The following is a 12,353-nucleotide window of genomic DNA, read 5'->3' on the forward strand; positions in this document are numbered from 1 at the left end:
CTCGTCACCCCTTCACTCGCCACGCTCGACAAACGGTCCGCCACCGTCGGTCATGTTCGGGTGAGGCGTGAACCGGACATCCGGAATCATCGTCTGCGGATCGCGACCCCAAGCCTGCTCGAGGGCGCGCAGCATTCCCGAGACTCCGGTACCGGTCAGGAATGCGTTGTCGAGCGAGCTCAGCGTCAGGTCGAAAGTGGCCGACGTATTGATGTAGTCGCCACGAATCACCTTCGGGATGTTGTCGATCGGGTACGGAGCCGTGATGACCAACTTCAGCGAGTCGATCAGATACGGCGCGGCCCGGCCGAACTGCTTGAGCGGACGCTGCAGCAGCGCCAGGTTGGTGTCGAAATCGGCACGCGACTGCGACAGCGTCTGATCGGTGATCGCACTGAACCGGCCGAGCGCCTCGACGGCGCCGGTGAACCGGTCCCTGGCATCGGCGAAATACTTGATCAGCGGCGGGAATTCGGTGAGCACGCGGTCCAGGGTGGCGTTACGAGCGGCAACGATCGACACCAGTTCGTTGGTCTTGTCGATCGCCCGGGTCAGGTCGTCGCGCTGCTGGTTGAGCTGATCGGTGAACGTGTCCAGCTTGCCCAGGAAGTCGCGGATCTGCTCGGCGTTGCCGTCCAGGATGTTGGAGACCTCGGTCTGGATGATCTCCAGGTTCGGGATGCCGCCACCACGCAGCACGGTGGCGATGCTGGCCAGCGTGCGTTCAGTGGTCGGGAAGGACTGCGAGTTCTTCAGCGGGATCGTCGCGCCGCTGCGCAGCGGCTCGGACGACGGATTCGGCGGCGGATCCAGCTCGACGTGCTGAGTGCCCAGCAAGCTGGTCTGGCCGATCCGCGCAATGGCGTTGGCCGGCAGCTTGATTCCGGGCTGCAGCTCGAGCGTCAGGGTCGGAATCCAGTTCTTCAGCTCGATGGCGCGCACCGAACCCACGAACACGTCGGCAACTCGCACGCGGCTGTTGACGTTGAGCGCCAACGTATCCGGCATCTGGACGTAGATGGTCATCTTGTCCTTGCCGCTACCGGGCCCGCCCGGCATCGGCACGTTGGCGATACCGCGCCAGCCGCACGACGTCAGCACCAGCGCCGTCAACAGCAGGATGAAACCGCGCCAGCCGAACCGGCGGGCGGTGGTCAGAATGGCACTCACTGTCCACCTCCCGCTTCAGCGGGCAACACCGGACCGGCGGCGGGAGCCGCGGGTGCGGCCGCCGGAGCCCCGCCGTTGATCTGCTGCGAGACGGGCAACGGTCCAGGGACCACGTCCGGCCCCGGCGGTGGCGGCGGGATCGCGCCCGGGTACCACGGCGGCGGCAGCGGATTGTTCTGGTCGTAGGAGTTCGACGGGGCACCACCGCGCGGGCCACCCGGCGGGTAAGAGACCGGGTCGGGACCGCCCAGCAACGCCGCCAGCGAGTCCGGGGTGAGCATGTTGGCGGTGAACGCCTGCACGTCCACACCCTGCATGCCCGGCGCCACAATCCAGCCCGGCTCGTGATTGCCGTGCGAGAACAACGTGTCCCGCGACCAGATGCCGGGCACCGTCGTGTCCTTGTACCCCGGCGGCGGCCGCAGCCGTTCCTCGGAGTAGGCCACGTACTTCGGCAGCATCTCGGCGGTCGAGAACTGGTTGACGCCGAACGGCGGGAAGTTGAACTTGATCGCGTCCATGATCGGCGCGAGGTACTCCGCGCACATCTCTGCCGAATCCTGATAGCCCAGCCGGCTACCGGACTGGATCGCGCTACAGATGAACTGCAACGGGTTGGCGAAGCTGGCGATGGTCGGAATCGCCACCAGCGCACCGTGCGTCGGGTGGTAGATGTTCTGCAGGTTGGCGGCCAGGTTCGGGTAGACGTGCAACACCGTCTCCAGGCCGTTGCGCGATTCCGGCTGCAGGACCTGGGTCGTGACCTCGGAGAGGTTGTTGATGTCCTTGCTCAGCACCGAACCGTTGTCGTTGACGAACTTGCGCGCCGTGGTCAATAGCGTGTCAATGTCCTTGACCGCCTTGGCGACTTCTTGATCTGAGTGGCTGAACGAGTTGGTGAAGGTGGCCAGGTTGTTGTTCAGCGACACCAGCTGCTGGTCACTCTTGTGCAGTGCGTTGACGAACAGGGCCAGGCTCTTGAGCACACCGAAGAAATCGCCACGCCCTTCGTTGAGCGCCGTCACCGCGTCGGACAGCGCCTTGAACGTGGTGTTGATCTGCTCGCCCTTGCCCTCCAGCCCGTTGGCGAAGGACTCCAGGACATCACCGAAGGGGCCCTTGGGCTGATCGGGTGTCGGGCCGAGTTTGGTGACGATATCGGAGATCTGGTTACGCAGGTCGTCCCACTCCACCGGCACCTGGGTGCGTTCGATCGGGATGACGGCGTTGTCGGCCATCACCGGACCGCCGTTGTAGGGCGGTGCCAGCTGGATCACCCGGGAGGCAACCAGACTCGGGTTGAGGATCGTCGCGGTGGCGTCGGCGGGGACCTTGTACTTGTTCTGGTAGTTGAAGGTGACCTTCATCTTGTCGCCGGCCGGTTCGATCTTGTCGATCTGGCCGACCTGCACACCCATGATCTGGACGCGGTCACCCGGGTACAGCGCGAGCGCCTCGGGGAAGTACGCCACCACAGTGTTGGTGGTCAGCTTCTTGTACAGCTGGTAGCCGACCAGCCCCGCAACCAGCGCGATGATCACCACGAGGGTGCCCACGACGACGGACATCCGAGACATCTTCGGCACACCCAGATTACGAATATTGAAGACTGTCGACATCGCTTACGCTCCCCCTCCCTGATCGACGGGCGCCAGGTCCCCGACCGGCGGCACCTGCGGCCCCGGTCCCGGTGGCGGGATCGGTCCGATGAGGGCGTTCGGCGGTGGGGCGTAGCCGGGGATATCGGTGGCCGGTCCCGGTGTCGGGGCGACCGGAACGGTGCGGGCTCCCGGCGGACCGGGCGCCAGCGGCGGGGCCGGCACGCCGGCCACGTTCGGGGAAAGCTCGCCGGGGAAGGCTGCGCTCGGCACGCCCGGGCCGCCGACCGCGGCGGGGTTCGGCGCTGAGATCGGCACGTCGGCGAGCGGGTAACCACCCGGCACCGGACCGAACGGACCGTCCGTCAGGCCGGCACAGGGCAGCGGGTTGCCCGGTGTCGGAATGCCATCGGCGGGTGGGGTGTACGAGCACGGTGAGCCCGGGCCGACGGCGGGACCGGGATGGTCCGGTGTGCCCTCCAGCGGGATCGGGGCCGGCGGCGGCGCACCGTTGGGCTGGCGCTGTCCGTTGGGATCGGGGAACTTGAAGGCCGGCAGACCCGCGTTGCGCCAGAACTGTTCGGGATCGATGCCGCGCTTCTTGAACGCGGCGTCCACCCACGGCTGCAGGATCTGGTAGGGCACCAGGTTGACCACCAGCACCTTGAAGTACGGACCCGACCCGATGGCCTCGGCCAGTGCGCCCATGAACTTCGAGGCGGTGATCAGCACATCGGACAGGTCGGTCTTGTGCTTCACCAGCACATCGCTGATTGTTTTGAGCTGCTCCAGAACATGATTCAGGTTCGGATTGTCGTTGACGAATCCGGTGAACTGCTCGGAGAGCGCAGAAACATTGGCCAGCAGGTAGTCGACCTCGGAACGGCGCTCGTTGACGGCGGCCAGCAGGGTCTGGGCGTTGACCGCCAGGCGGTTGATCTGCTCGCTGCGGTTACCGAGCACGGCGGCGACCTTGTTGGCGTTGGCCAGCAGTTGCTTGAACTGCTCGTCACGCTTTCCGATCGTGTCGGAGAACCGGGCGACCCCGTCCAGCGCCGCGCTCAGGTGCGGATAGGTCTGATCGATGGTCTCGGACAACACGTTCAGCGACCGTTTGACGGTGTCGATATCCCAGCCCGCAGCGGCTTTCGTCACATCGAAGACCGCGTCGTAGATCTGGTAGGGCGTGGTGGTCTGGCCGATCGGCAGCACCGCGCCCGCCTGCAGCAGCTTGCTGCCTCGCGGCTCGATCTCGAGCACCCGCTTGCCCAGGATCGTCTCGGTGCGGATAGCCACTCGGCTCTCGGTGCCAATCTGCCTGGGGCCCAGGTTGAATCCGATCAACACGTGGTCGCCATCGATCTTCAGCGACTTGACCGTGCCGACGTCCATCCCGGCGATACGCACCTTGTCATCGGGGTTGAGGCCCGCGCTGTCGCTGAATTGGCCGTAGTAGGTCGGCTGGGCGAACAGCTGGGGAATACCGGAGAAGCTCTGTCCCACAGCGACGACGAGCACGATGATCACGATGCCGGCCAGGCCGTTCTTGATCCGGTTGGGAGTCTCTAGCGTCCTCATTGCGGCGTGCACCTACCCGTGGGCTGCTGAGTGATCTTCACGGTGCGGACCGGGCCACCGGGCTGCAGACCGTTGAGCTTCAGGTTGATGTCACACAGGTAGAAGTTGAAGAAATCGCCGTAGATACCGCCGGCGCGGCCGATCATCTTCACTGCCACCGGCAACTTGGTCAGCAGGTCGTCGAGGCGGTCCTGACCGTCGGCCAGCGGCTGCTGGATGGTCTCGAGCTTGCCGATCGTGTCCTTGAGCTGCGGGCGATCATCGGCCAGCAGATCACTCAAAGTGCCTGCCGCACTGCTGATGTTCGCGGTGGCTGAGGCCAGCGGGTCGGCGCGGTTCTTCAGGCCGGTGATGAGGATCTCGAAGTTGTTGACCGTCTGGTCGAAGTCCTTCTCATGCTTGACGGTGGTGTCCAGCACGGTGTTCAGGTTGGTGATCACCTCGCCGATCGCCTGATCACGGTCCGCCAGCGCAGAGGTCAGCTGGGCCGTCTGATCCAGGATGTCGTTGATGGTGCCGCCCTGCCCCTGAAAAACGGTGATGAGCGACGAGGCGATGGTGTTGACCTTCTGCGGATCCAATGACTTGAACAGCGGCTTGAAACCACCGATGAGCGCGTCGAGATCCAGCGCCGGCTGAGTCCGCGACATCGGAATGAAGCCGCCCCCAGGCAGGATCCGGTCGGCACCCTCGCCGGTGCCGCGATCGAGGTTGACGTAACGGTTGCCGATCAGATCCTGGTAGCGGATCTGGGCGGTGGTCGACTGATACAGCGGCAGGGTCCGATCGACGTTGAGCGTCACCTGAACACGATCGCCGTTGCCGATCAGCTTGATGTCGGAGACCTTGCCGACCTCGACACCGCCAGCACGGACGAACTGACCATTACGCAAACCACTGGCATTGCTGAATTCAGCTGTGTACGAGGTCGTTCGGTCGAAACGGAACTGACCAAACACGATGACGATAATCGCCGTGAAAAGCAGGAGCACCAGTGAGAATGCCCCGAGTTTGACTGCTGTGCCGGTGATTTTCATGGGTTGATCGTGTTCTCCCCGACTTGGCGTCCCCACACATACTCGGTGAGGATCGGCTGGCCGAGCTCAAAGTGGTTGTACGGAGCGAGCGAGGCGCCGTCGTCGACCACCAGGTGCGGCGCAGGCCAGAAGTTGCGGTTGACCGTCTGCCAGCAGCCGGGCGCTCCGCCCGGGCCGCCGCGACCGTTGATCCTGGGGAGGTTGTCCGGATAGACGTACGGGTTAGGCGCACCGAGGAATTCGGTGACGGTGTCCAGCGAGTACCCGTTGCCGCCGAACGAAGCCAGCGCCGGCTGCAACGCCTCGGCCTCACCCTTGATCTGGCAGTAGAACTGCGGGCTGTAGGTGTCCAGCAGTTTGGCGGTGGGGATGAGGTCGGCCTGGCCGCGCACGAAGTAGGGGCCGCCGCGTTCGAAGATGTCGGCGCCGGTGTTGCCGAAGCCGGTGGAGGCCAGCAGCGCGGCGTCGAGGTCCTTCTGCTGCCCGTTGAGGGTGCGGGCGGTGGTGACCGCGTGGTCGAGGAAGTCCCACAGGTCGGGGCTGGCCTTGGTGTAGACATCGGCCAGCTTGGACAGCTGCTGAATGTTGGTGCGGATCTGCGGCATCTGCGGGTTGATGTCATCGAGGACGGCATTGCCGTTGACGATCGACTGCCCGAACTTGGTGCCCAACCCGCCCAGCGCTTCGGCAGCCGCCGACAGAGTCAGGTTCAGTTTGACCGGATCGACCTTCTCCGAGATCGACGTGAGCGTCTCGAACAACGTGTTGAACTCGGTGGTGACTCCCGAGGCCTTGATCACGTCGGCACTCGAAATCCGGGTCTTCACCGGGTCTTTCGGGCTGGTGAACGACACGTACTTGTTGCCGAACACGGTGCTGGCCTTGATCTGAGCATCGACGTTGGCTGGGATCAAGGGGATGTAGTGCGGTGCGACCTCCAGGGTGAGTTCGGCCACCGACTTACCGCCGCGATCCACCGCGGCCACGTTGCTGACGCGGCCGATCTCCACCCCGTTGTAGGTCACCTTCGAGCCCGGGTCCATCACCAGGCCGGCGCGGTCGGAGACCATCGTGAGCGTCGTCTTACGCGTCAGGTCACCACGGAATTGGAGGTAGACCAACGTCACCAGCACGATCGCCAGGACGAGGAAGACCACGCCCGCCAACTTCAGTGGCGGGCGCCGGGAAGCGTTCAATGGCTGCGTCATACCGCTACACCGTGAGGTTGAAGTTCGGGTCGGTGCCGTAGAGCGCCAACGAGGCCAACAGAACCACGGTCGCGACGGCGACCAGCGAGGCGCGCATCGAGATCCCGACCGCCTCACCCACGCCGACCGGACCGCCGCTGGCGTTGTAACCGAAGTAGCAGTGATTGATCATCACGAACATGGCGATGATGATGGCCACGACGAAGGACCAGAACACGTCGTCGGGCCGCAGGAATGTGCGGAAGTAGTGGTCGTAGGTGCCCGTCGACTGGCCGTACAGGACGGTCGTGGTGAGCTGAGCGGCCAGGAACGACAGCAGCAGCGCCATCGCATACAGCGGAATGATCACGACCATGCCGGCCAGGATGCGTGTCGACACCAGGTAGCTGATGGACTTGATGCCCATCACCTCGAGTGCGTCGATCTCCTCACTGATCCGCATGGCGCCCAGTTCAGCGGTGGCGCCCGCACCGACCGTGGCGGCGAGGGCATGCCCGGAGACCAGGGGCGCGACGACGCGGACGTTCACCAGCGCCGCGACGAAGCCGGTGAAGGCCTCGACGCCGATGTTGCCCAGTGAGGCGTAGCCCTGGATCGCGATCAGCGAGCCACCAGACAGTGTCACGAAGCCCACGATCGCGATGGTTCCGCCGATGACGGCCATCGCGCCGGTGCCCATGCCGATCTCGGCGATCAGCCGCAGTGTTGCGCGACGGTAGTAGCGCAGGGCGTGCGGAATCTGGCCGACCGCGGAGACGGTGAACCACGCCACGTCACCGACCCTGTCGATGAACCGGCCCGGCGACGACGCCCACTTGGTCGCCCTCGAATACGCGCGCGGGTACCGGCTGCGCAGGACTGTCGCGGTACTCATATCAGTGCCCCGTTCCGAACCGAACACCGATGGTCGTCAGGACGACGTTGACGGCGAACAATGCGACCACGGAAAGGACGAGCGTTTCGTTCACCGCGGTGCCCAGGCCCTTGGAGCCGCCGGACACGGTCAGGCCGCGGTAGCACCCGACCAGTCCCGCGATCAACCCGAAGGTGAGCGCCTTCACGATCGAGATGATCACCTCGGGTAGTCCGGTGATCAGCGTCAGCGTGGAGACGTACGCGCCGGCGGAGATGTTCTGCATGTAGACACCGAAGATGAATCCGCCGACCAGGCCGACGGCGATGACAGCGCCGTTGAGAAGCACCGCGACGAACGTCGAGGCGACCACCCGGGGCAGGACGAGACGGTGGATGGGATCGATGCCGAGCACCTCGAGGGCGTCGATCTCCTCGCGGATGGTGCGGGCGCCGAGGTCGGCACAGATTGCCGTCGACCCGGCGCCTGCGACGACCAGCACGGTCACGATCGGACCGAGCTGGGTCACCGCGGCCAGCGCAGCGCCCGCGCCGGACACGTCGGCGGCGCCGAACTCGACCAGCAGGATGTTGATGGTGAAGATGATCAGGATCGTGTTGGGGACCGCGACGGCGATGGTCGGCAGGAACGTCACCCGGAACTGAAACCAGCCCTGGAGGATGAACTCTCGCCACTCGAACGGCCACTTCGTCGTTGCTTTCGCGGTGAGCACGCACATGCGGAAGAAGCCACCGATGGCGGTCAGCGCCGGACGCGCCTTGTCCTGGAGGTAGCCGCCAACACCGGCCGTCGTCGTCGTCACGAGAACGTCCACGTGACGGGACCGCGCCGGTCGCGGCTAAGCGGCAGTCCGACTGGCACGTACCCTCCTTGCCCCGATCCGCGGTGAGTGAGTGTCGTCTCCCTACTTACGAGTAGTAAGACGGACCACAGGAATGTACCCGATCGCTGAGGGCGTGTGCACCGCATCTGCACTATTGAACCTCCCTCGTTATTCGCCGATATTTGTCGTGCTCGTAAGTGGTTCGGTTGTTAGCCGGGATCGGCTGTATGCGAAGCATTTTCGCCAGCGAGATCCGTTTGTGCGCTGGCGCTGAAGCGAATCCGCAACTCCGTCTTGAGCACTTTGCCGGCGGGGTTGCGGGGCAAGACATCGACGATCTCGAGGCCCTTGGGATGCTTGTACCGGGCCAGTCGCTCGGTGAGGAATTCGTCGAGTTCGGCCAGCCGAAGGTCGCCGCCGGAGATCGCGGCCACGGCGACCGGCACCTCGCCCCACTTGGGGTGGGCGCGCCCGATGACCGCCACCTCGACGATCGCAGGATGCGCAGCCAGGACGTTCTCGACCTCGGCGCAGTAGATGTTCTCTCCGCCGGAGATGATCATGTCCTTTTTCCGGTCGACCACCCAGACATAACCGTCGGAGTCCATCTTGACCAGATCACCCGAGTGGAACCAGCCGCCGGCGAACGCCTCGGCGGTGGCCTCCGGGTTGTTCCAGTAGCCGGCCATGAGAGTCGGTGCACGATAGACGATTTCGCCGACTTCACCGACCGGGACATCGTTCATGTCCTCGTCAACAACACGAGCCGACACGGTCGGTATCACCTTGCCGACCGACCCGCGCTTGGCGATCGCGTCGTCGCCGAGCAGCATGCAGGTCACCGGTGACATCTCGGTCTGGCCGAACGCGGCGAGGATCTTGCTGTCAGGGAAGGTTTCCGACATCTCGCGCAGCAAGGTGTCCGACGCCGGGGCGGCACCCCAGGACAGCGACCGCAGCCGGATATCCCGCGGCTTGGCCTGCTGCGCGGCACAGACCGCCTGCCACTGCGCCGGGACCAGGAAGATGCCGGTGACCCGTTCGGCCTCGAGAACGTCGAGCAGTTGCCCGGGGTCGAATCCACCCAGCGGGTGGATGACGGTCGGGGTGCCCAGGATGAGACCGCCGAGGGTGTTGCCGATGCCGGCGATATGGAACAGCGGAACTCCGATGAATCCGACGTCGTGATTGATGTCCGGCCCGGTGGTGTACATCCCGGTCATCGCCTGGCCCGCCAGGTTCGCGTGGGTCAGCACCGCGCCCTTGGGCCGTCCGGTGGTGCCCGAGGTGTACATGATCAGGGCCGGGCTGTCATTGGGGATGTCAACGGGTTCGTGCTCATCGCCCTCTTCGACGATGAGGTCCTCGTAGCCGAGCAACCCATCGTCGGTGGCGCCACCGGCGACGACGACGGCGGTCAACGCCGGCGCGAGGTCACCGACGGCCTTGGCGACATCGGCGAGCACGGTTTCGGTGACCAACACCGCCGCCCCGCAGTCCTGAACCAGAAACGCCAGCTCCGGCGGGGTGAGCCGGAAATTGACCGGGACAGCGATCGCGCCGAGCTGGTTGGCGGCCAGGGTGGCCTCGACAAACTCCGGGCGGTTGAGCATCAGGATCATCACCCGGTCGCCGAACCGGACGCCGCGCCGGCTCAAGGCATTGGCGAGTGCGGTAACGCGGCGGTCGAACTCGGCCCACGTCGTCGTATGACCCATATAGCGCAGGGCGGTCGCGTCCGGTTGCATCAGCGCGTGCCGCGCCAGCTGGTTGGTCCAGTTCTGGCGGCGCGCGAGATATGGCTGGTCGGTGGTCGCGGTGAGCTGCCTGGTCACTAGTCCTCTTTTGTCCGTCCGTCTGGCGTGAACGTTGTGTGAACCCGATACTGGAGAACGCAGGAATCGTTATATTTGATCAAATCCAGTGTTGCTTGGGTCACACTATTGCCTCGCTGCTCGCCACACAAGTCCTCGGGGGTCACGTGAACGCACCGGCTTCCGCACGGCTTGAAAACCGTCGGGGACGCCGTCGTTCACAACTATCGGACGAGGTCGCCGCGCATCTGCGGGAAGCCATCATGACCGGCGTGCTACGGCCGGGGACGTTCATCCGCCTCGATGAGACGGCCGCCCGGCTCGGGGTCAGCATCACCCCGGTGCGAGAGGCCCTGCTGACCCTGCGAGGCGAAGGGATGGTGGCTCTCGAGCCGCGCCGCGGGTACGTCGTGCAACCACTGAGCCGCCAGGACGTCGCCGATATCTACTGGCTGCAGGCCACGATCGCCAAGGAGCTGGTGACCAGTGCGGCGCAGCGACTGACCGACGAACAGATTGACGAGCTCGCCGAGGCCAACGAAAGGCTGGCCGCGGCGGTGACCGCGGGCGATCAGGCCACCATCGGCGCCGCCGAGTTCGCCTTCCACCGATTGCTCAACCGCGGGGCCGGCCGGATGAAGCTGGCCTGGTTTCTCCTGCACGCGGCGCGCTACATGCCGCCGCAGATCTACGTCACCGACGCATCCTGGGGTGCGGCGGCCGTCGAGACCCATCGCCAGCTGATCGCCGCGCTGCGGCGCCGCGACACGGCCGCGCTCGTCGAGCTGTCCGGGGCGGAATTCAACGATGGCGTGAACCGGCTGCTGGAGCAGCTGGAACGCAACGGGATGTGGCGGCGCTAACCGCTCGCCGCAAGCTGCTCGGCGCGGGTCTTGAGGTTGTCGGCCAGATGCTCGAGCACGTCGTTGATCAGCTTCTTGACCATGATGTCCGGAACCGGCAGGGACACCTCGACCTCGAGGTCCACCGTCAGCAGACTCGAGGGCCCCATGGCGACCACGGAGAACAGCTGATCCTGCTTGGTGAACACCTCGCCCTGCTGCAGCACGGTCTGGATCTGGCCTTCGCCGGGGTAATAGACGGCCTGGATGAAAGTGCCCGACTGGCCCTGGATCTCCATGTCGAGCCGCAGCTGGCTGGGCCGGCCGTCGTCGTAGCGAGCCAGCACGTAGACGGCCTTGGCCTCGTCGTTCCATTCCGGATACTTCTCGAAGTCGGCGACGATGCGCAGGATCGAATCGGCATCGGCGTTGACCTCAACGGTCTTACTGACGAGCGGCATCGGGCGAGTCTATTTCAGAGCTATCCGTCTGCTTTCGTGGCGCTGGCAGCCGGGCCCAGCGGTGACTCCACCCTGACCTTCTCCTCACGGATCAGGCCCCGTAACAACGCGGTGCTGAACTCGGCGGCGATCTCCTTGGCGGTGCGCCGGCCGTCCGGGCGAAGCCAGCGATAGGCCCCCAGCGTCATCCCGATGTAGCCGAGCGCCACCACGTGGGTGTCGCACTCGAAGAACTCGCCGCTGACGATCCCCCGGTCGATCAGGCCGTGCACGTGCTCGTAGACCTGGGTTTCCTTCTCCCTGACCTCGATGACCTGCTCGGCGGTGAACCACTCGGTGATGTAGGGCGCTTCCTGGAAGTACACCGCTGCGCCCTCGGGGTTCTCGGCGATGTTCGTCAGCAGCCGGACCGTGTACTGGTAGAGCGCCTCCCGCGCGGTCCAGGACGGATCGTCGTGGACGGCCTCGAGAGTGTTGTCGGCGGCGCGGCGATAGATGTCGAACAGGATCAACGACTTGCTGGCGTAGTAGTGGTAGACCGTCGCCTTGTTCAGGCCGACGACATCAGCGACGTCATCCATCCTGGTGCCGTGATAGCCACGCGCGGCGAAGAGCTTGGTGGCGACGGCCAGCAGCTCTTCGCGGCGGGTCATCCCGGTCTCGGGTGGCATGATGTCCTCGCTTGTCCTCTTCCGGGCTTGTCTGCGTCCGACGAGCCGGCGTTCTATCTATCAACTGGTTGGATAGTTTAATGACCGGTGTCGCGTGAGCGACCCGCGGACTAGACTCAGCGAAGGTTGCGGCGGCTCTGGGAGGTGTGGCGGATGGATCCGAATCCGGATTACGACGCGAGCGATGAGGTCGAGTACTTCTTCAGCTGGCTCCCGTGGGCACTGCGCGGGGTCTACCCACCACCCGCTTACCCGCCGGTTTAAGCCAGCCTTACCA

Annotated in this window: 11 protein-coding genes and 1 pseudogene; 2 read left to right on the forward strand and 10 right to left on the reverse strand. The window is 65.0% G+C overall.

Annotated elements, in window-relative coordinates; genetic code table 11:
* Positions 1 to 12: 12 nt before the first annotated feature.
* The 8 genes from G6N38_RS09895 to fadD5 form a co-directional block, all read right to left on the reverse strand.
* Positions 13 to 1,170, reverse strand: a complete 1,158-nt coding sequence (locus G6N38_RS09895; RefSeq protein WP_407662959.1) for a virulence factor Mce family protein — start codon at positions 1,168 to 1,170, stop codon at positions 13 to 15.
* The gene (locus G6N38_RS09900) at positions 1,167 to 2,789 is read right to left on the reverse strand and encodes a virulence factor Mce family protein (RefSeq protein WP_163747366.1); all 1,623 of its coding nucleotides are present in this window, start codon (positions 2,787 to 2,789) and stop codon (positions 1,167 to 1,169) included. The genes G6N38_RS09895 and G6N38_RS09900 overlap by 4 nt, the downstream gene beginning before the upstream one ends.
* A 3-nt stretch (positions 2,790 to 2,792) precedes the next feature.
* Positions 2,793 to 4,346, reverse strand: a complete 1,554-nt coding sequence (locus tag G6N38_RS09905; protein WP_163747367.1) for an MCE family protein — start codon at positions 4,344 to 4,346, stop codon at positions 2,793 to 2,795.
* Positions 4,343 to 5,383 (reverse strand): virulence factor Mce family protein, encoded by a 1,041-nt coding sequence (locus G6N38_RS09910; protein WP_163747368.1) that lies wholly within the window; start codon positions 5,381 to 5,383, stop codon positions 4,343 to 4,345. Before G6N38_RS09910 ends, G6N38_RS09905 begins: the two co-directional genes overlap by 4 nt.
* Complete coding sequence (locus G6N38_RS09915) at positions 5,380 to 6,591, reverse strand: MCE family protein (RefSeq protein WP_163747369.1); 1,212 nt, start codon at positions 6,589 to 6,591, stop codon at positions 5,380 to 5,382. Before G6N38_RS09915 ends, G6N38_RS09910 begins: the two co-directional genes overlap by 4 nt.
* A gap of 4 nt (positions 6,592 to 6,595) precedes the next feature.
* Positions 6,596 to 7,465: an MlaE family ABC transporter permease gene (locus G6N38_RS09920; RefSeq protein ID WP_163747370.1), complete on the reverse strand. Its 870-nt coding sequence runs from the start codon at positions 7,463 to 7,465 to the stop codon at positions 6,596 to 6,598.
* 1 nt (position 7,466) lies between these two features.
* Entirely contained in the window at positions 7,467 to 8,267 is an 801-nt protein-coding gene (locus G6N38_RS09925) for an MlaE family ABC transporter permease (protein ID WP_163747371.1), read from the reverse strand.
* A 230-nt stretch (positions 8,268 to 8,497) separates the two neighbouring features.
* Entirely contained in the window at positions 8,498 to 10,123 is a 1,626-nt protein-coding gene (fadD5, locus tag G6N38_RS09930; RefSeq protein WP_163747372.1) for a fatty-acid--CoA ligase FadD5, read from the reverse strand.
* A gap of 146 nt (positions 10,124 to 10,269) precedes the next feature.
* Here fadD5 and G6N38_RS09935 point away from each other — a divergent pair, with 146 nt between their 5' ends.
* Positions 10,270 to 10,965 carry a GntR family transcriptional regulator gene (locus G6N38_RS09935; RefSeq protein WP_163747373.1) on the forward strand — a complete coding sequence of 232 codons (696 nt, stop codon included), beginning with the start codon at positions 10,270 to 10,272 and terminating at the stop codon, positions 10,963 to 10,965.
* Here the strand turns inward: G6N38_RS09935 and G6N38_RS09940 are convergent.
* Together G6N38_RS09940 and G6N38_RS09945 are read right to left on the reverse strand one after the other, a co-directional pair.
* Positions 10,962 to 11,405, reverse strand: coding sequence for an SRPBCC family protein (locus G6N38_RS09940; RefSeq protein WP_163747374.1), 444 nt, complete (start codon positions 11,403 to 11,405; stop codon positions 10,962 to 10,964). The genes G6N38_RS09935 and G6N38_RS09940 overlap by 4 nt on opposite strands.
* A 20-nt stretch (positions 11,406 to 11,425) precedes the next feature.
* Complete coding sequence (locus G6N38_RS09945) at positions 11,426 to 12,076, reverse strand: TetR/AcrR family transcriptional regulator (protein ID WP_163747375.1); 651 nt, start codon at positions 12,074 to 12,076, stop codon at positions 11,426 to 11,428.
* Between the two features lie 153 nt (positions 12,077 to 12,229).
* On the opposite strand from G6N38_RS09945, the pseudogene G6N38_RS30670 reads away from it, so the two are divergent.
* Positions 12,230 to 12,340: pseudogene (locus G6N38_RS30670) on the forward strand (CAP domain-containing protein); the annotation flags it as partial.
* Positions 12,341 to 12,353: the final 13 nt, after the last annotated feature.

Origin of the sequence: Mycolicibacterium helvum, assembly GCF_010731895.1 — a bacterium.
GTDB lineage: Bacteria > Actinomycetota > Actinomycetes > Mycobacteriales > Mycobacteriaceae > Mycobacterium > Mycobacterium helvum.